This window comes from Luteimonas sp. TWI382 (genome assembly GCF_039674545.1).
In the GTDB taxonomy this organism is placed as follows: Bacteria; Pseudomonadota; Gammaproteobacteria; order Xanthomonadales; family Xanthomonadaceae; genus Luteimonas.
In genome coordinates this window covers 1-19,350 of sequence record NZ_JBDJNS010000030.1, presented here as the reverse complement: position 1 = coordinate 19,350, position 19,350 = coordinate 1, and the positions used below count along the sequence as shown (strand labels likewise).

Genomic DNA, 19,350 nt, shown 5'->3' with positions numbered 1-19,350 from the left:
CCGATAATCGGGGATTGACCGGCATGCGTGACACCGTCGCGAGATTTGGCCGGCCTTCCATCGGATCGCTGGGCGGTGCGATTGCGCGCGGTTCAAACCGCGCCGCGGGTCAGAACCGCAGACGCGCGCCGATCGAGTAGTAGCGCCCCAGCACGTCGTAGTAGGCCGAGAACGCCGATGAGGCGGGCGGGCCCTTGTCGAGCACGTTGTTGATGTTGGCGTAGAGCTCCAGGTCCGAATCGGTGAAGCCCGCGGTCTGAATGCTCATGCCCAGGTCGAAATAGGTGACGCTGCCGATGTGGTTGTTGACGATGTCCACGGCCGAGTTGTAGTTGCCCGACGAGATGTGGCGGGCCCGCAGGTTGGCGCCGAAGGTGTCGCCGCGATAGGCGAGGGTATTGGTCACGCGCAGTCGCGGGATGCCGGGTCCGGAGAACGCCGAGCCCTGGGAGCCGACGTAGCTCAGCTTGACTTCGCCGTCGTCGGTGGTCAGTGCATTGATCCAGGTCGCCAGCGCGCGCCATTGCACCCGCCCGCCTGCCGAGGGCACGAGCCGTGAGGCCGGAAACGTGTAGAGGATTTCGGCATCGATGCCGTCGGTCTTGTACTGCGCGAGATTGACGGGCGTGGAACGGATCAGCTCGATGCTGCCGTTCGCATCCCGGGTGATGCGGCCGCACAGCACCTGGTTGCCGCGTGCGCAGCGGTTGACCACTTCCTGCACGCCCAGCGACATGATCACGTCGTTGATGGTGATGTCGAAGTAGTCGATCGAGATGTCCAGGCCTTCGGTGAACTGCGGCGTCCAGGCGATGCCGAAGGTCGTGGTGTCGGCTTCTTCCGGAGTCAAACCGGGATTGCCGCCGCTGATGACCTGGGCCTGCACGGTCTGACCGGTGATGGGGTCGGCGACGTTGTTCCAGCCGGTCAGCGCAGTGGTGAACAGTTCGGTGAGGTTGGCCGAGCGGATGTCGCGCGAGCGCGTGGCGCGTGCGCGCAGTCCCGGCAGGAACTCGTTGGTTGCGCCGGCCTTCCAGGACCAGATCGAGCCGGTGGTGTCGTAGTCGCTGATCCGCGCCGCGGCATTGAACTCGAGCTTGTTGAGTCCCGGCACATCGCGCACCAGCGGCACCAGGATCTCGCCGAAGGCCTCCTTGACGCGGAAGGCGCCGAACATCGAGGCGTGACTGAACGAGCGGAACGCGCCGGCCGCGTCGAGCGCGCCTGCGGTGCTCTGCTGCCACTCCCGGCGCGCTTCCACGCCGAGCGCGACCGAGACATCACCGGCGGGCAGGGTCCAGGGGTCGCCGTGCAGGCTGAGGCCGCCAGCATCGAGCTTGATCAGCGTCTCCTGCGTGGGCGCGCCGGTGACGTAGGCGATGGCCTCGGCCGACGGCGACCCACTGCCGAACAGATTGATCGGCACGCAATCGGTGGTCGGATCGGTCAGGGCCACGCGACAGATCGGTTGGCCGGTCGTGGGACTGAGCACCGAATCGACCGCGCGCGCGTAGTTGTCGCGCAGCAGGAAGCCCGGGTTGCGCATGTCCTGGCGGTACTCGCCATGCGTGTAGTACGAGCGCCATGTCCAGCCAGCGCCGAGCGCGCCGTCGATCGCCAGCGTGGCTTCAGTGGTCTTGCGCTGGAAGTCGATCGTCGCGTACGCAAAGTCGGAATTGAACCGGCCCATCTGGAACGACGACTCGCCGGCCGCGGCCAGCGCATCGCGCACCGGCGTGGGGAGGAACGCGTTGTCGGCCGAGATCCGCAGGCGCGTACTGCCACGGTTGTGGTCGCCGAACCAGGGGTAGTCGTTGTACATCCGCGAATGCCGGACATCGAGCGTGAGCCGGGTGTCGTCGGTCAGGTCGAAGTACGCGGTGCCCATCGTGCTGTAGCGCCGCTGCGGCGTGACCAGCGGGCTGAAGTGGTCCGCGCTCGGGCCGTTGCCGCCGACCATCTGCGTGCCGACCACGCGTCCGTACTCGAACGGACGCAAGGATCCGTCCGGCTCGAAGGCCTGGCCGGCGAGCGCGCCCGACAGGATCAGGCCGCCATAGGCGGCGTCGGCGATCGACACGCCGTGGGTGAGCACGAAGCGGCCGTTGCCGTCGGGCAGCGTCGCCCAACCGGCGACATCCGGCCGGCGCGACCTGGGCACCAGGCCGTCGTTGTCGAGGAACTCGGCGCCCAGCACCAAGTGGCCGCGGCCGCCGAACAGCTCGTGACCGAAGGCGGCCTCGAAGCGCCGCTCGTTGGCGCCGCCGCGGTCGGAGATGCCGAACTGCGTGCCGAGCTTGGTGCCGACGAAGGTCCGGTCGATGGCGATGTTGACCACGCCGCTGACTGCGCCCGAACCCCATGCGGCCGAGGCGCCGCCGGTGACGATGTCCGCGCCCTGCACCATGATCGTGGGAATGGTGTTGAGGTCGTTGGTGCTGGAGAAGCGGCGGCCGTCGATCAGCACCAGCGTGCGGTTGACGCCGAGCGCGCGCAGGTCGACGGGTGCCGACCCGGCGTCGGTATTGGTGCCGGTGGTCTGCGGCGACACGCCAGCGCGGAACTGGGGCAGGTCGTTGAGGGCGGCGGCGATGTTGGGCCGCGCGCCGATGCCCAGGTCCTGCGCGCTGAGGCTCGTGGTCGGCGTGGGCGCGTCGAAGCCGGGGCGGTCGAGCCGGGACGACGAGGCCCGGACCTGCACTGTGTCGAGATTGGTTGCCGCATTGCCCGACGTCGCGCCGACGGCCGCGCCGGATGTCCCGGCGCCGTCGTCCGGCAGCCGGATCAGGATCGATCCGTTCTCTTCGGTGACGTCCAGCGCCGTGCCCCGGAGCAGCGCCTCGAATGCAGCGCGCGGTTCCAGCAGGCCGTTGACGCCTTCGGTGCGCAGGCCTCTGACCTGGCGCGCCGGATAGATCGCATTGACGCCGAACTGTCTGGCCAGCGTGTCGAGGCCCTCTGCAAGGTCGCCCGCGGCGACCTCCACCTGGCGGGGCTCGGCCGCGATCGCCGCCGAGCTCGACAGGACCGACAGTGCAGCGAGAACGGCGGCATGGATGAGGCGGTAACGCGGACGATTCGAACGTGGCATGGCCGTCCCGGGAATCGGCTCGATGTCGAGCCGTTGATTGGAACGTCGAGTGGGCGCGGTGCTTCCGGCAACGCATCTGTGTGCAGACTTCTGTCGCCCGGCCGGGCGATGGACATCAGGCATCGGTGCCCAACGCGGGCGGACGTCGCGTTGCGATCCACGGCGATGCCTGTTCGTAGGCGTGCGCCACCTGCAGTACGGCCAGGTCGGCATGCGTCGGGCCGATGATCTGCAGGCCGAGCGGCAGCTCATCGGGTCCACCGAAGCCCGCCGGTACCGCCAGCGCCGGCAGGCCCGCCATCGTCGCCGGCAACGTCACCTCCATCCAGCGGTGATAGCTGTCCATCGGCGTGCCGGCGATCTCGCGCGGCCAGTGCTGCTCGACATCGAACGGGAACACCTGTGCGGTGGGCAGCACCAGGAAATCGAACTGCTCGAACGCCTTGCGGAATGCTTCGTAGATCCGCGTGCGTCCGGCTTGCGCATCGGCGATGCGCTCGGGCGTGAGTTGCTTGAAGCCCTCGACCTCCCACAGGGCCTCGGGCTTCATCATCGCGCGTTTGGCCGGATCGGCGGCGTAGGCGCGCAGGTCGTCACCCACCGACAGGTGACGCAGCGTCACGGCGGTGCGCCACATCGCCTCGGCCGGCTCTTCGAGCGTGGCCGGGTCCACGCGCATGCCGATGGCCTGGAACGCCGAGAGTGCGCGCTCGCAGGCCTCGAGCAGACCGGCTTCCATCGGCAGTGCGCCGCCCAGATCGCCCAGCCAGCCGATCCGCCGGCCGGTCCAGTCGCGTGCCAGCGGCTGGGCGAAGATCGCCGGATCGTCCTTGAGCGAAAACGGTGCACGGGGATCGGCGCCGGCCTGGACCGAGAGCATCAGCGCCAGGTCGGCCACGGTGCGCGCCATCGGTCCGGAGGTGGCGTAGGTCTGGCTGAAGACGTCACTGGATGGTGCGGAGGGCACACGCCCGAACGACGGCCGGAAGCCGAACACGTTGTTCCAGCCCGCCGGATTGCGCAGTGAGCCGCCGAAATCGCTGCCGTCGCCCAGCGGCGTCATCCGCAGCGCGAGCGCGACGGCGCTGCCGCCGGAACTGCCGCCGGCCGACTTGCGCGGGTCGTAGGCGTTGCGGGTCACGCCGAACACCGGGTTGTAGCTGTGCGAGCCGAGCGCGAACTCCGGCACGTTGGTCTTGCCGGTGAAGATCGCACCGGCGTTGCGCATCCGCGACACCACCAGCGAGTCGGCCGCGGGCACGTTGTCGCGCAGCAGCGGCGAGCCTTGCGTGCTGCGCATGCCGCGCACCGGCGCGGTGTCCTTCACCGCGTGCGGAAACCCGTGCAAGGGCCCGTGGAAGCGCCCCTTCGCCGCGTCCTCGTCCTGCGCCGCGGCCTGCCGCAGCAGCAGGTCGGGATCGACCGACGAGACGATGGCGTTGAAGCGTGGATTGAGCACCGACAGTCGCGAGAGATAAGCGGTCATCGTGTCGCGCGCCGAGACGCTGCGCTTGCGGATCGCCGCTGCGAGGTCCACGGCGGACAGATCCAGCACATCATCGCTTGGCCGTGCGAACACCGCGCCGGCGCCGCCGGCCGCATACGCCGCCACTGCGGCGGCCCCCATCTTCAATGCCGTGCGCCGTGTCACCGGCATGCAAGCCGCCCCTGGATCATGTGCGTCCCCGTGCCCGGCCCGGAAGGGGCCGCTGCCAGTGGAGTCGAACGACGGCGCGCTTTCCGGCTATCGATCTGCGCGTCGATGCATCGCGGCGCCGTGAGGCGTGCGACGCGCGGGGTCCATCGAGGTGCTAGAGATGGCGGTCGAGCCAGTCCAGTACGCGCTCGAGCACGTCGCGTTCGTGCTCGCGTGCCTCGAACCAGTGCGGCCCGCGCGGATAGCGCACCATCTCCACCGGCGTGCCGTTGACCAGCAGCGCACGATGGAACTGCTCGCCCTGCGAGATCGGCACGCGCCGGTCGTCCTCGCCGTGCAGCACCAGCACCGGCACCGTAACGTGCTGGGCGCTGCGGATCGGCGAGTTGCGGTCGTAGAGGGCGCGCTGTTCGAGCACGTTGCCGAAGTAGCCGGGCAGATACTCGTAGGGCACGTCGGTGGTCAGGGCCATCACGGCGGTATCGATGACGGCCGCGCCGACGATCGCCGTGCGGAAGCGGTCGCTGTGGCCGACCGCCCAGGCCGACAGGTAGCCGCCGTAGCTCCAGCCGCCGATGGCCACGCGCGCGGGGTCGGCGATGCCCTCTTCCTGGATCGCGTCCAGCCCGTCGAGCACGTCCTGAAATGGACCGTCGCCCCAGTCGCCGCGCGCCAGCGAAGTGAACGCGTCGCCTTGCCCGTACGAGCCGCGTGGATTGGGCAGCAGCACTGCGTAGCCGCGCATGGCCAGCGATTGCGCCCAGTCGTGCCAGGATCCCAACCAGCCCGACAGCCAGGCATCGGCCGGCCCGCCGTGCGCCTGTACCAGCGTCGGCAGGCGCGTACCGGGCCGCCAGTCGGACGGGAGTACGAGCACGCCGTGGATTTGCCGGCCGTCGCGTGAGCTTGTCCAGACGAGGTCGCGGACCTGGCCCAGCGGCCAGGCGCGCACCTGCGGATTGGTGTTGGTCAGCCAGGTCACGTGCCCGCCGCCCAGCATGTCGGCTTCCGACAGGGTGCCGACCTCGGGTGGATGGTCCGCGCGGCCATGGGCGAGCGCGACCCGGCCGTTGCGTGCCAGGCTCAGGCCGCGGACTGGCCCCTGCAGTTCGACCAGCTCCACGACCTCGCCGTCGCTTGGGGCGATCGCCAGCAGTTGCGGCCGCACGCCGCGCAGGCCGATCCCCACCAGCGTGCCGTCCTCGCGCCACTGCAGCGTGCGCAGCGTGCCGGGCCAGGTCGTCGCGAGCGCGACGTGGGTGTCGGTGGCAGGGGCATAGACCATCCGGGTGGCGGTGTGCCCATGCGGGCCGAGTTGTCCGTACAGCAGCCGGGTGCCGTCGGGCGACCAGGCCAACGGCCCGCCGGAGGCGCGCGCGGTGACCGTGCCCAGCACGCCGCCGTCCTCGGCCGATATCAGCACGACCCGCGAGCGGTACCACATGGCCCCGAGCCCGACCTCGTCGGAGACCCGCAGCGCGAACGTGCGGCCGTCCGGCGACCAGGCCAGGTCCTGGACCTGCAGGTCTGGCGGGGTCAGCGCCCGGGCATTGCGGCCGTTCGCATCGGTCAGCCACAGCCGCGTGAACTGCGCATCGCGACCGACCTGGATTGCGTCGTCCTTGCGCGCGAGCCGGGCGGCGCGCTCGGGCGCGGGCGGGTCGATCGCCAGATAGGCCACGCGCGTGCCGTCGGTCGACCACGAGAACGCAGTGACGTCGCCAGCCGACGCGGTCAGCGGGCGCGGCGTCGCGCCGTCTGCGGCCGTGGCCCAGACTTGGCTCGATGCTCGTGGTGCCGTCGTATCCACGTCCGGCGCGGCGCGTGTGGATAAAAAGCCCAGGCGTGTGCCGTCGGGCGACCAGCGCGGCATCCGGTCGGCGGCGGCGTCCGGCGCAGCGAGTTCCACCGATGCGCTGCGGCCATCGCTGGCCACACGCCAGATGCGGCGCAGGTTCGACGCACCCGCCGGGCGCGGCGTCTCCACCGTGTAGGCGATGGTGCTGCCGTCAGGGCTGATCTGCGGATCGCTGACCTCCTTGAGGTCGACGACCTGCGCCGCGGACGGCGCGCCGTCGCGCGCCTGCAGCGGCAGCGCGCAGGCCATCGCGATGCAGATGCCGATCGATGCGCGTAACGCCAGCGCGCGCAGCGACCGACGTGCGCGCAGGGCGGCGCGGCCCCCTTCGGCATCGGACGCGCGCGGGGTCGCGTGCGCGTCGCGGCCTGGTTCGAATCTCGGCATGAGGTCTCGGTCTCGGGCCCGGAACGGGGCCGCCAGCTTAGGAAGTCGAACGATCGCGGACATTCCGGTAAGTGGGCGCCATCGAGGCGCCGGTGTTGCGCGTCACTGGCGCGCGGTCAGCACGATGCGGTCGTCTTCGGTCCGGGCCTGGACCGGGAAGCCTTGCTGGATCAGGCTGACGAACGCATCGAGTTCGGTGGCGCGGAAGATGCCGCCCACGCGCAGTGCGCCGACCGCCGGATCCTCGACGACCAGCTTGCGGGCGTTGTAGCGATTGAACTCTGCGATCGCTTCGGCCATCGGGGTGTCGCGGAAGACCAACTGACCGGTGCGCCAGCTCAGGTCCTGGGCGAGCTCCACCGGCGAGCGCGCGCGCACCAGCACCGCATCGCCCTGTGTGCGCGCCGCCATGCCCGCCTCCAACAGTGGGGCTTGCAGCACCTCGTCAGGACCACCTGCGGTTTCGATCCGGACGCGGCCCTCGGTGACCACGACCTGCACGTCGTCGCCGTCGCGCCGCACCGAAAACGCGGTGCCCACCGCGATGATCCGCGTGTCGCCTGCCTCGACGACGAACGGCCGGGTCGGATCCTTGGCCACCTCGAAGAAGGCTTCGCCCTGGCGCAGGCGCACGCGCCGGTCGTCGCCGGCCATGTCGACGCGCAGGCGGCTGTCGGTGTTGAGCGTGAGCCGCGAGCCGTCCGGCAGCGCGACGGCCTCCAGCGCGCCGATGCGGGTGGCGTAGACGTCCCCGCGCGACCAGGACAACTGCACCAGCGCGGCCAGGCCGAGGACGCAGGCCACGCTGGCCGCGAGCGCCAGACCGGGCAGGCGCCGGCGCCGTGTGCGGACCTCGACGTTGGGCGGCGCCGCGGCGCGCACCGGTTCCGGCGCGGTGCCGGCTTGCCCCAGCAGCGCCTGCAGCCGGCCCACTTCCTGCCAGGCGCCCTTGAAGCGGTAGTAGGCCGCGCGGTGGCCCGCCGACTGCGCCAGCCAGGTCTCGAGCTCGGCGGCGTCGCGCTCGCTCCAGGGGCCGTTGTCCTGCCGCAGCAGCCAGGCGGCCGCGGCCTGCTCGTCGCGTTCCCTATCGCCCATAACGCGTTGCCATCCTTGTCCACGTGTCGTCGGTGTCGCGGCTGTCGGCGGACTTGCCGTACAGCGCCTCGGCCAGCAGGGCGATGCCGCGCATCAGGTGTTTTTCGACGGTCGCTTCGGCGATCCCCAAGCGGCGGGCGATCTCCTTCTGCGGAAGATCCTCGATCCGGCGCATCCACACGACCTGACGACAGCGTGGCGGCAGGCGTCGGAACAGGGTCGACAGGCGGTGCATCTGTTCGCGGCCGGCGGCGCGCCGCTCCGGCGACAGTTCGTCGATCAGCACATTCAGGCTGTCCACGTCGGCCAACAGGTCGAAGGCCACGATGCGCTCGCGGCGCACGCGGTCCACCAGCAGCTTGCGCGCCACGTCGAACAGGAATGCCTTGGGCGAGTGCGGGCGCTGACGTTCGGCGGCCAGCAGGACCCGGATGTAGATGTCGTGCCGGATGTCCTGCACTTCGTTGGGGTGCACCCATTTGCGTGCCAGGAAGCGGACGAGCGCGGCCTCGTGAGGCAGGATCTCGCGCTGGAACCAGGTCTCCAATGCAGTGTCCATCGCGCCGCCGTTCCGCGCTCCCCGCGCGGTTCGTCTCCGACGCTATCCCATGCGCCGGGCAAAATCGATTGGAGGAACCCGCCCCCTCGTTCGACTCCGGCTCCAATGCCGGGCCGGCCGCTGGTAGGTGTGCCCTGGCCTGCGCACCGCGACGGGCCGGCACGTAAAGCGGTACGATGCGCGGCTTTCCGGGCGCCGGAGCCAGGCGTGACCCATCGCGAACCCGCACCCCAGATCGCCGCGGCGCCCATGCGCGGCACGCTGTTCATCGTCGCGGCGCCATCGGGCGCCGGCAAGTCGAGCATCGTCAACGCCTGCCTGTCGCGCGATCCGGACATTGCGCTGTCGATCTCGTTCACCTCGCGCCCGCCACGGCCGGGCGAGCGCCACGCCGAGCACTACCATTTCGTCGGCAAGGACACTTTCCAGCAGATGATCGAGGCGGGCGAGTTCTTCGAGCACGCGCTGGTGCACGGCGACTGGAAGGGCACCGCCCGGCAGTCGGTGGAACCGCAACTGGCCGCCGGCAAGGATGTCCTGCTGGAGATCGACTGGCAGGGCGCGCGGCAGGTCCGGGCGCTGGTGCCCGAGGCGGTCAGCGTCTTCATCCTGCCGCCCTCGCGCGAGGCGCTCGACCAGCGGATGCGCAAGCGCGGCCAGGACAGCGAGGCGGTGATGGCCCAGCGCCTGGCGGCCGCGCAGGAGGAGATGTCGCATTACGACGAGTTCGACTACCTGGTGGTCAACGAGGACTTCGATCGTGCGGTCGACGAGATGTGCGCGATCTTCAGCGCCAGCCGTCTGCGCCGCGAGCGCCAGGCCGAGCGCCACGCCGGGCTCATCGCAAGGCTGCTGTCGGGGCATTGATCGGCCCGTTTGCGCGCATCGTGTGGCGCAAGTGCTTGATCTTAATTTCTTGACTCTGGTTGTTTCGCCGTGGTAGGAAACGGTCAGCCGAAATTTATCTTGAGATCAAGGAGGATGTCGTGTCAAGACCGCTTGCATCGCTATTTATTGCTTTGATTTCATTAGTAATTTTTACTGGGCCAGTACATGCTCAGGTGTTAGAATCGGTCACGGTGCATGCTGATCCTAGTAATTCGAGATTCTCGATTAGCCGATCCGATGGCATTAATTTCGTGGTCGATGGGTTGTCGCGCAAGGTTTATGTAGCAAATCCTGCCGCAACTCTAGCTGAGTTCTCGTTTTGGGATGCGCTCCCGTATGCGGAGCCAGATGCGGAGAGACGTCAGAGTTTTCTTCAGGCGCTGGATGTTGGTCTCGCTAATCATCTGTTTGCTGGGTATGGAGCGTATATTTTTCCGGGCGATACAGATCCGATTTGTTGGGACAGTGATGAGTGCCATGTAAATGGCGGCGGCGAAGTTTCTGTTCTGAGCTCTAGTGCTGATCAGGATGCTGAATTGCCTAAGCCCATTGATTTGGATCCGGTCGTAGTGACGGCGATGCGTCCCGTTATTGTTTCGCCTTTTGGTGGGGCGAACTACATGACGGGATACTTGGGAAGTTATGACAATCAGATTAACAGTTTTGATTATCAGCAATGTTATGCGATGGAGTATGCAATATTTGAAGCTCAGCAGCGGTCCGCGTGTGCGTCCATGTCAAATGCGGGGATTACGTTCGTGGCTTCATTGGCAATAGGTCTTGCTGCCTGTAAGGGCACGGTTGGTTTAGCTTGTGCAGGGTCGCTGCTGCTCGTGGCCGCGGCATGGGACAACCTGAGTCAGGCAGATGCTACGTGTGCGCAGGTTTTCAGTCATCCAACCAATTGTCTGGTGAACTGATATGGGAATCCAGATTTGGTTTTTGCTCGCGGCGTTTGGTATAGGTCTAGGCTTGGTGCTGAATTTTGTTCTCAAGCGCAGGCCTGAGTGGAGAGTATCCGCTATTTCGTTTGGTTTTGGTTTCGTATTGTGCGGGGTTTTGATGTCGATAATAGATCGGATACTAGGCGCTAAGGCATTTTGGTAGCAGGTTGGGCCTGAGCTTCGCATGGTTTGGGATTAAATGTTTTTCTAATTTGCGTCGTGAATCTGCTGTCTGATTTTTCTAGTTTCTATCTGGCGTTTGGTTTAGAGAATTTAGCCCGCACTGGAGCTTCCCGGCTTGAGGGGCGCTGCTTTGCCGCCCATATCGCTAGCGACGCCTACTTCGGTGCGGAGCTTTGGATGATTTTTCCTGCGCCTTGCGCGGCGGGCCGTCCGGCCGTATCATGCTCGGCCCTTTTCCCCGAATTCGCGCGACCCGCGCCGGTCGCCGGGAGCCCGCATGGCCCGCATCACCGTAGAAGATTGCCTGGAAGTCGTCGACAACCGCTTCGAGCTGGTCATGATGGCCGCCAAGCGTGCGCGTCAGCTCGCCAATGGCGTCGAGGCCCAGCTCGACAACAGCGAGAACGACGACAAGCCGACCGTCCTGGCGCTGCGCGAGATCGCCGCGCGCCGGATCGACCAGCCGTTCATCGACGCGGTCGACAAGTCCGAGCGCGAGCGCAAGGAGCGCGAGGCGCTGGAATGGGCGGCCGCTGAAGTGGTCGCCGACGAGGACATGGCCAAGGGCGACGATCTGTGATCGTGCCGCGCTGACGCGTCCCGCGTCGCGCAGTGGTGTGTCGACGGCCCCGCTTTCGAGCGGGGTCGTTGCGTTTTGGCCGTCCCATTGTCGGGGCGTGGTGGCTGGCCCTGTCCGCGGCGCGGCCCGGTTCACAAACGTCGACCTTGCCCGTAGGCTTCCGGGATGACGCCCGCCCCTCCCGCCAGCCTCGTCACGCCGGACGTTTCCGGCGACGACGCGCTGCCCGATTACGTCCGCGACCTCGACCGCGCCGCGCTTTATCTGCCCGATGAGCAGCGCGCGCTGTTGCGGCGTGCATGGGAGGTGGGCGCGGCGGCGCATGCCGGGCAGATGCGCAAGTCCGGCGAGCCCTACATCACCCATCCGGTCGCGGTGGCCCGAGTGCTGGCCGAGCAGAAGGTCGACGTCGAGACGCTGGTCGCGGCGATCCTGCACGACACCATCGAGGACACGCCGCTCACGCGCGATCAACTCGCCGAACAGTTCGGTGAGCCGGTGGCCGAACTCGTCGATGGCGTGACCAAGCTCGACAAGCTCAACTTCAGCAGCCGGCAGGAAGCCGATGCCGAGAGCTTCCGCAAGATGATGCTGGCGATGGCGCGCGACCTGCGCGTGATCCTGATCAAGCTTGCCGACCGCCTGCACAACATGCGCACGCTCGGCGCGCAGCCCGGTCCTTCGCGCGAGCGCATCGCGCGCGAAACCCTGGAGGTCTACGCGCCGATCGCCCAGCGGCTGGGCATGAACCGGATCAAGGCCGAACTGCAGGATCTGGGGTTCCATGCGCTGCATCCGATCCGCCACAGAGTGCTCGAGAAGCGCATCCGCAATCAGCCGCTGGTGCGGCGCGAGGCGCTGGCGAGCATCGAAGCGCAACTGGCGCAGCGCCTGACCAGCGCAGGCCTGCAGTACCGGCTCGTGGGGCGGGTGAAATCGCCCTGGAGCATCTACAACAAGATGCAGGGCGAGGGAAAGACGTTCACCCAGGTCATGGACGTGTTCGGCTACCGGATCATCGTCGGCAACGCCGCCGATTGCTACCACGCGCTGGGCATCGCCCACGCCGTGTTCAAGCCGCTCGATGGGCGCTTCCGCGACTTCATCGCAATCCCGAAGGCCAACGGCTACCAGTCGCTGCACACCGTGCTATTCGGGCCTTACGGCGCGCCGATCGAAGTGCAGATCCGGACCGAGGAGATGGACCTGATCGCCGAGCGCGGCATCGCCGCGCACTGGGCCTACAAGCACGGCGGCGAGGGGCCCAACAGCGCTCAGTCGCGTGCGCACTCGTGGATTGCCGGCCTGCTGGAATCCCAGCGCACGACCGGCTCGTCGCTGGAGTTCCTGGAGAACGTCAAGGTCGACCTGTTCCCCGACGAGGTCTACCTGTTCACGCCCAAGGGCGACATCATGTCGTTGCCGCGCAACTCGACTGCGCTCGACTTCGCCTACGCGGTGCACACCGACATCGGCAACCAAGCGGTCGCCGCGCGGGTGGACGGCAAGCTGGTGCCACTGCGCACGCAGCTTGCGAGCGGCCAGCGGGTGGAGATCGTCACCGCCAAGTCGTCGATGCCGCGGCCGCAATGGCTGGAGTTCGTGGCCACCGGCAAGGCCCGGACCGCGATCCGTGCCCAGCTCAAGCAACTGCAGCACGAGGACGCAGTGCAACTGGGCCATCGCATGCTCGACCGCGCGCTGGAGGGCCTGGGCACCTCGCTCGACCGGCTGCCGCAGGAACGGCTCGACACCTATCTGGCCGAGGCGCGCTATCCGCGGCTCGAGGAGCTGATGGCCGACATCGCGCTGGGCAATTGGATGCCGGCGCAGGTCGCGTCGGCCCTGGCGCAGCACGATGCCGATACCGATGGCGACCGGCCGGCGGCGCGGGCCGGCGAGACGATCCGGATTCGCGGCGACGAGCGCGGCGTCATCGCGTTCGCCAATTGCTGCATGCCGATCCCCGGCGACGACATCATGGGCTACCACACCACCGGACGCGGCATCGTCGTGCATCGGCTGGACTGCCCCAATGTCGCCGAGTTCCGTAAGTCGCCCGAGCGCTGGGTCGCGATCGACTGGGACCGCGAGGTCGTCGGCGACTACAACGTCGCGCTGCGCATCGAGGTCGAGAACCATCCCGGCGTGCTGGCACAGGTGGCCGCGGCGATCGCGCGTGCGCACTCCAACATCGACGGCGTCGAGTACCTTGAGCGCGACAGCACGGTCGCCGCGATCCGGTTCTCGATCGAGGTCAAGCATCGCAAGCACCTGGCCGATGTCATCCGCCGCACCCGGCGCCTGCCGGTCGTCCACGGCGTGCAGCGCATGTAGGCCGCGGCTGTCCGGGCGACCGCGCACGGGCATCGCCCTACAATGGCCGGATCATCCATCGGAGTTCCGCCATGCCCCGCACGCCCATCAGCACCCAGGACGCACCCGCCGCGATCGGCCCGTACTCCCAGGCCGTCCGTGCCGGCGACACCGTGTACTTCTCCGGGCAGATTCCGCTCGATCCGGTGACTGGGGAGATTGTCGAGGGCGACATCTCGGCGCAGGCACGCCGCGCATTCGACAACCTCAAGGCCGTGACCGAAGCGGCCGGCGGCAGCATGGCCGACATCGTGCGCGTGGGCCTGTACGTCACCGATCTGGGCGAGTTCGCGCAGGTCAATGCGGTGATGGCCGACTACTTCGACGCGCCGTATCCCGCACGCTCGACGATCGAAGTGCCGGCGCTGCCCAAGGGCGCGCGCTTCGAGGTCGATGCGGTGATGGTGCTCGCCTGATCCCAGGCGTGCCGCGCAGATGAACAGGCCGGCGCTCGCCGCTGCCGGCGCCGCGTCGGTCTCGACGCTGCCCGGCGTCGGCCCGAAGGTCGCCGACAAGCTGGCTGCACGCGGGCTGGCCACGGTCGGCGACCTGTGGCTGCACCTGCCGCGCCAGTACGAAGACCGGACCCGGGTCGTGCCGATCCGCGCGCTGCGCGGCGGCGTACCGGCCCAGGTGCAGGGTCGGGTCGAGGCGGTGGAGCGCGCGTTCCGCCGGCGTCCGATGCTGCGTGTCGCGATCGGCGACGGATCGGGGGCGACGCTGGGGCTGCGCTTCTTCCATTTCCGCGCGGCCCAGCTGGCGCAGTTCGCGGTCGGCACGCAGCTGTGCGTCTACGGCACGCCGCGGCCGGGGCAGCACGGCCTGGAAATCGTCCATCCCAGCTACCGTGTCGTCGGCGATGCCGCCGAGCCGGTGGTCGAAGACGCGCTCGATCCGGTCTATCCCGCCATCGAGGGCATCGGGCCGGCGACGCTGCGCCGCATGATCGGGCATGCGCTCGACCGCTTGCCCGACGACGACGCCTTGGAACTGGTGCCGGCCGACCTGCTCGCCGGACTCGCGCTGCCGACCTTGCGCGAGGCGCTGCTGACCGTGCATCGCCCGCCGCCGGATGTGGATCTGGGCGCGCTGCTGTCCGGACGCCATCCGGCGCAGCGGCGGCTTGCGCTGGAGGAAATGCTCGCCCATCACCTGAGCCTGCGGCGGCAGCGGATCGCGTTGCAGGCGCATCGTGCGCCGGTGTTGCGCCCCGGGCCGCTCGCGGCCGCGATGCAGGCCGGCCTGCCGTTCGCGCTGACCGGTGCCCAGCGCCGCGTCCACGCCGAGATCGTGCGCGATCTCGCACGGCCGCGTCCGATGCTGCGGCTGGTGCAGGGCGACGTGGGCAGCGGCAAGACTGTCGTCGCGGCGCTGGCCGCGCTGGCGGCGATCGACTCGGGCCGCCAGGCGGCGCTGATGGCGCCGACCGAATTGCTCGCCGAGCAGCATTTCCGCAACCTGTCTGCCTGGCTCGCGCCGTTGGGTGTTCGCGTCGCCTGGCTCGCCGGCAAGGTCACCGGGCGTGCGCGTGCGGCCGCCGCGGCCGACATCGCCGCGGGCGTCGCGCAACTGGTGGTCGGCACCCATGCGCTGATGCAGCAGGCGGTCGAGTTCCACGACCTGGCGCTGGCGATCGTCGACGAGCAGCACCGCTTCGGCGTGCACCAGCGCCTGGCGCTGCGCGACAAGGGGGCGCAGGCGGGCAGCGTGCCGCATCAACTGGTGATGACCGCCACGCCGATTCCACGCACATTGGCGATGGCGGCGTACGCCGATCTCGATGTTTCGGCGATCGACGAGCTGCCGCCCGGGCGCACGCCGGTGCAGACCGTGGTGCTCGGCGCCGGGCGACGCGCCGAACTGATCGAACGCGTGCGCGCCGCGTGCGCCCAGGGTCGGCAGGCGTACTGGGTTTGCACGCTGATCGACGAATCCGACGAGGTCGTGGCGCAGGCCGCGCAGACGACGTTCGAGCAGTTGTCGGCGGCGTTGCCGGGCCTGCGGATCGGCTTCGTGCACGGTCGTTTGCGGGCGGCGGAGAAGCAGGCCGCGATGCGTGCGTTCAAGGACGGTCACAGCGATCTGCTGGTCGCCACCACTGTGATCGAGGTGGGTGTGGATGTGCCCAATGCCTCGCTGATGGTGATCGAGAACGCCGAGCGATTGGGGCTGGCGCAATTGCATCAGTTGCGCGGGCGCGTGGGGCGCGGCAGCGCGGCGTCGAGCTGCGTGCTGCTGTATCAGCCGCCGCTCTCGCGCACCGCACGCGAACGGCTCGACACGATGCGCACGACCGGCGATGGGTTCGTGATTGCCGAGAAGGACCTGGCCTTGCGGGGGCCTGGCGAACTGCTGGGCACGCGCCAGACCGGCTTGGCCGAGTTCCGTCTCGCCGATCTGGCGCGCGACGCCGATCTGCTGCCGCTCGTGCATCGCCTTGGGGAGGCATTGCTGCGGATCGATCCGCAGTGCGCGGATCGGCTGGTCGCGCGCTGGATCGGGGGCGCGGCGCGCTACGCGGCAGCATGACGCCCATTTTTTTCGATGGCTGTCTCATTTTTTCGCCCAGTCAGCTGCATGAATAGACAATCTTCATTCGATCACCACTTCGGTGCGCAGTACCGTCCCGGGCATGCGGCGTGTCAGCGTCGCAGATGGGGGCTAGGGAATGGCACTGTTGAAGGAAGCGATCCGGGTCTATGCAGCCGACGAGCGACCGATCGTGCTGGCCGGCATGCGCGCGGTGGTCCAGGCGCCGGACTCGGGCATGAGGATGACCGGCGAGGCGACCGGTGCCCACACGTTGTTGTGGATGCTGCAGACGCGGATGGACTGCGACGTCGTGGTCACGGAGTTCTCGATGCCGGGGGGCGATGCCCGCGCCGGCGACGGGCTTCGTCTGCTCGGACAGTTGCGGACGCGCTTTCCCGGCATCGGGGTGGCGGTATTTAGCGAAGTTCGCAATCCGCCGCTCCTGCGCGCGATGCTCGAACTGGGCGTACACGCGATCGTCGACAAATCCGGCGCGCTTGACGAACTGCCGGCCGCGATCCGACACGCAGCGCAGGGCAGGCGCTACCTCAGTCGAACGATCAAGCGTCTGCTCGATGCCACGGCGGGCAGTGGACAGTGTGCACCGTTGTCGCGGCAGGAGGCGGAGGTTGTGCGCCTGTTCGCGAGCGGCAAATCGGTCAGTGAGATCGCGCTGTCGTTCTCGCGCAGCGTCAAGACTGTCAGCAGACAAAAGAGCGATGCGATGCGCAAGCTCGGTCTCGACAACCACAGCCAGCTCTACGCCTATGCGCTGTCCAGCGGCTTGGCCCGCTGAGCAGAAGCGATGCGGGCCGAGGCCGGCGCGCCAATCGGCGACGCTGGATGCATGCGCTTGCCTGCGGAAATCACCGTCATCGACTCGACGCGAAGACGCGATCGATGCTTGGCGCCGTGCAGTGCGTCCAGAGGCGCGCGCTTTTGAGAATCGTCTGATTCCCAATCGCTGACCGGCGCTGTTCCCTTGATCCCTCACGAACAAGAGGGGAAGCGGGATGAACAAGGTCTTTTGCAGGATCTGGAACCGTGCGCTCGGTGCCTATGTCGTCGCCTCCGAGTTGGCCGATCGGCGCGTCCGCGACGGACGCCGTGTGCGGGCCGTCGTCCTGGCGATCGCCTGTGTTCCGGCGATCGCGGCCGCGGATGCCCAGGAGCGGACCGACGCGTCGTCGTCGACAGACGCGGAGCGGATCGCCGAGCTCGTCGAGCGCCATCTCGACGAGAACGAGCGCGTGTTGGCGGGCGGCGCGTTGCCGGTCTGGTCGAATGTCGCGACGATCGGCCAGACGCGGGCCGTCGCCGGTGGCGTGTCTCCGATGGGTGTGATCGATCCAGGTGGTCTGACCGGCGGCACGTTGCCTGGGCTGGTGCAGCACCTGACCAATTTCCTGCTGCCGGTCTCCAACCAGTACCGCGCCTGCGGACTGCTGGGCAATGGCACGCTGCTGCCCGACGAATGCCTGTCCATCGCGCGCGAGAATTTCAGCTATGCGTTCCAGTCGGTGTCCCTGTTCGGCACCGATCTGTTGGTGATCCCGGATGTCCTCGACCTCAACGGCAACCGTCCGGCCGACCACACCACGATCATCGGCCGCGCCAGTTCGGGCAGCTACATCAACGTGCCGGTCGGCAACTACGCCGGCCAGAACAACGATCCGGATTGTGAGTTGGTCGCCGGCATCGGCGTGTGCATCCCCGGCGTGCTCGGCACCTACACCTGGGACACGTTGCCCGCGCAGGATTACCAGATCATCATCGGTGACGGTGCCGGCGCGAACGGTTCCAATACGGTGGTCATGGGTACCAATGCCAGCCACACGCTGCCGGCGGTCTCGGCAGCCGATCTGGGCTGGACGGGCGGTCCGGACGGCAACTACGCCGCACGGCTCGGCAATGCGGTGGTCATCGGCCACAACGCGTCGGGCACGGCGGACCGGCAGACCATCCTTGGTGCGAACGCCAACTCGGTGCACGCCAACAGTGTCGCGCTGGGCGCCGACTCGGTCACTGTGCGCGGCGCGCAGACAGGCTACAGCGCGCCGGGGCTGGCGATTGCGCAGAACTCGGCCGGCGAAGTGTCGATCGGCACAGCGACCGCGGCCCGGCAGCTGACCAATGTCGCGGCGGGCAGCGCGGCCACCGATGCGGTCAACGTCGCCCAGTTGCAGGGCGCACTGGCCGAAGTCGATGGCGTCGGCGAGTTTGCGGTCCGCTACGACGACGATGGCACCGGCGCGCCCAACTTCGGCCGGATCACACTGGCCGGGACCGGCGGCACGGCGATCGGCAACGTCGCGGCAGGCGTAGCGGCCGATGAGGCGGTCAATGTCGGCCAGCTGTCGCCGGTGGTCGCGGCGCTGGGCGGCGGCGCGGGGATCGACCCGACGACCGGTGCGGTGACCGGCCCGGTGTACACGCTCGACGACGGCAGCGACACCGGCACGACGACCGACTTCGGCGATGTGGGCTCGGCGCTGGACAACCTCGACGGGCGCACGGCAAGCAACACCACGACGATCAACAATCTGCTCGACGGCACCGAGGGTCTGGTGCGGCAGGATCCGGGCACGCTGGTGATGACGGTCGGCGGGCAGACGGGCGGCGACGAGGTGAGCTTTGCGAATGTCGACGGCGATGCGCGTCGGCTCAGCGGGGTGGCCGCGGGTGTCGATGCGACCGACGCGGTCAATATGAGCCAGCTGAGCGAAGTCGCCGGCGAGGTCGGCGATCTCGGTGCGCTGGCGGTGCGCTACGACACCGATGCCGACGGCAATCCGGACTACAGCCGGGTGACGCTGGCCGGGACCGGTGGCACGGCGATCGGCAACGTCGCGGCAGGCGAGGTCAGCGCGACGAGCACCGAGGCGATCAACGGGGCGCAGCTGTTCGGGGTGGCCGGCTCGGTGGCCGACCATCTGGGGGGTGGCGCGGGCGTCAATGCCGACGGCACGATCTCCGCACCGACCTACGTGATCCGTGGCGGCAACTACACCAATGTCGGCGATGCATTCGACGCGGTGGATGGTGCATTCGACGATCTGGTCGTCGATGTCGGCGACCTGGGGGCGACTGCGGTGCGCTACGACACCGATGCCGACGGCAATCCGGACTACAGCCGGGTGACGCTGGCCGGGACCGGTGGCACGGCGATCGGCAATGTCGCGGCAGGCGTGGCGGCCGAT

At 68.3% G+C, this 19,350-nt stretch carries 13 protein-coding genes; 8 read left to right on the top strand and 5 right to left on the bottom strand.

What is annotated here, in order from left to right; genetic code table 11:
- Window positions 1-109 precede the first annotated feature (109 nt).
- The 5 genes from ABE505_RS15095 to ABE505_RS15075 form a co-directional block, all read right to left on the bottom strand.
- A complete protein-coding gene (locus ABE505_RS15095) occupies window positions 110-3,091 on the bottom strand; it encodes a TonB-dependent receptor (protein ID WP_346445315.1) in 2,982 nt (993 codons plus the stop codon).
- 115 nt (window positions 3,092-3,206) lie between these two features.
- Window positions 3,207-4,718, bottom strand: coding sequence for an amidase (locus ABE505_RS15090; RefSeq protein WP_346445314.1), 1,512 nt, complete (start codon window positions 4,716-4,718; stop codon window positions 3,207-3,209).
- Between the two features lie 184 nt (window positions 4,719-4,902).
- Window positions 4,903-6,993: a S9 family peptidase gene (locus ABE505_RS15085; protein WP_346445313.1), complete on the bottom strand. Its 2,091-nt coding sequence runs from the start codon at window positions 6,991-6,993 to the stop codon at window positions 4,903-4,905.
- Between the two features lie 102 nt (window positions 6,994-7,095).
- Entirely contained in the window at window positions 7,096-8,088 is a 993-nt protein-coding gene (locus tag ABE505_RS15080) for a FecR family protein (RefSeq protein WP_346445312.1), read from the bottom strand.
- A complete protein-coding gene (locus ABE505_RS15075) occupies window positions 8,078-8,647 on the bottom strand; it encodes an RNA polymerase sigma factor (protein ID WP_346445311.1) in 570 nt (189 codons plus the stop codon). Before ABE505_RS15075 ends, ABE505_RS15080 begins: the two co-directional genes overlap by 11 nt.
- 249 nt (window positions 8,648-8,896) lie before the next feature.
- Here ABE505_RS15075 and gmk point away from each other — a divergent pair, with 249 nt between their 5' ends.
- The 8 genes from gmk to ABE505_RS15035 form a co-directional block, all read left to right on the top strand.
- The gene (gmk, locus tag ABE505_RS15070; RefSeq protein ID WP_346445336.1) at window positions 8,897-9,514 is read left to right on the top strand and encodes a guanylate kinase; all 618 of its coding nucleotides are present in this window, start codon (window positions 8,897-8,899) and stop codon (window positions 9,512-9,514) included.
- Window positions 9,515-9,633: 119 nt separating this feature from the next.
- On the top strand, window positions 9,634-10,455 hold the full coding sequence (locus ABE505_RS15065; protein WP_346445310.1) for a hypothetical protein: 822 nt from the start codon (window positions 9,634-9,636) through the stop codon (window positions 10,453-10,455).
- Between the two features lie 484 nt (window positions 10,456-10,939).
- Window positions 10,940-11,242, top strand: coding sequence for a DNA-directed RNA polymerase subunit omega (gene rpoZ / locus ABE505_RS15060; RefSeq protein WP_047135361.1), 303 nt, complete (start codon window positions 10,940-10,942; stop codon window positions 11,240-11,242).
- A 165-nt stretch (window positions 11,243-11,407) separates the two neighbouring features.
- The gene (locus tag ABE505_RS15055) at window positions 11,408-13,579 is read left to right on the top strand and encodes a bifunctional (p)ppGpp synthetase/guanosine-3',5'-bis(diphosphate) 3'-pyrophosphohydrolase (protein ID WP_346445309.1); all 2,172 of its coding nucleotides are present in this window, start codon (window positions 11,408-11,410) and stop codon (window positions 13,577-13,579) included.
- 71 nt (window positions 13,580-13,650) lie between these two features.
- Entirely contained in the window at window positions 13,651-14,034 is a 384-nt protein-coding gene (locus ABE505_RS15050; protein WP_346445308.1) for a RidA family protein, read from the top strand.
- A gap of 19 nt (window positions 14,035-14,053) precedes the next feature.
- Window positions 14,054-16,147, top strand: a complete 2,094-nt coding sequence (recG, locus tag ABE505_RS15045) for an ATP-dependent DNA helicase RecG (protein WP_346445307.1) — start codon at window positions 14,054-14,056, stop codon at window positions 16,145-16,147.
- A 139-nt stretch (window positions 16,148-16,286) separates the two neighbouring features.
- Window positions 16,287-16,946, top strand: a complete 660-nt coding sequence (locus ABE505_RS15040) for a response regulator (RefSeq protein ID WP_346445306.1) — start codon at window positions 16,287-16,289, stop codon at window positions 16,944-16,946.
- A gap of 217 nt (window positions 16,947-17,163) precedes the next feature.
- Window positions 17,164-19,350: ESPR-type extended signal peptide-containing protein (locus ABE505_RS15035; RefSeq protein WP_346446282.1), on the top strand; the 2,187-nt coding region annotated here is incomplete at its 3' end.

Bases quoted from the DNA above. Each gene is read 5' to 3' on its own strand.
- rpoZ (WP_047135361.1), top strand. From the start codon at position 10,940: ATGGCCCGCATCACCGTAGAAGATTGCCTGGAAGTCGTCGACAACCGC.
- ABE505_RS15080 (WP_346445312.1), bottom strand. From the start codon at position 8,088: ATGGGCGATAGGGAACGCGACGAGCAGGCCGCGGCCGCCTGGCTGCTG.
- ABE505_RS15095 (WP_346445315.1), bottom strand. From the start codon at position 3,091: ATGCCACGTTCGAATCGTCCGCGTTACCGCCTCATCCATGCCGCCGTT.
- ABE505_RS15075 (WP_346445311.1), bottom strand. From the start codon at position 8,647: ATGGACACTGCATTGGAGACCTGGTTCCAGCGCGAGATCCTGCCTCAC.
- recG (WP_346445307.1), top strand. From the start codon at position 14,054: ATGAACAGGCCGGCGCTCGCCGCTGCCGGCGCCGCGTCGGTCTCGACG.
- ABE505_RS15040 (WP_346445306.1), top strand. From the start codon at position 16,287: ATGGCACTGTTGAAGGAAGCGATCCGGGTCTATGCAGCCGACGAGCGA.
- ABE505_RS15055 (WP_346445309.1), top strand. From the start codon at position 11,408: ATGACGCCCGCCCCTCCCGCCAGCCTCGTCACGCCGGACGTTTCCGGC.
- ABE505_RS15085 (WP_346445313.1), bottom strand. From the start codon at position 6,993: ATGCCGAGATTCGAACCAGGCCGCGACGCGCACGCGACCCCGCGCGCG.
- ABE505_RS15050 (WP_346445308.1), top strand. From the start codon at position 13,651: ATGCCCCGCACGCCCATCAGCACCCAGGACGCACCCGCCGCGATCGGC.
- ABE505_RS15090 (WP_346445314.1), bottom strand. From the start codon at position 4,718: ATGGGGGCCGCCGCAGTGGCGGCGTATGCGGCCGGCGGCGCCGGCGCG.
- gmk (WP_346445336.1), top strand. From the start codon at position 8,897: ATGCGCGGCACGCTGTTCATCGTCGCGGCGCCATCGGGCGCCGGCAAG.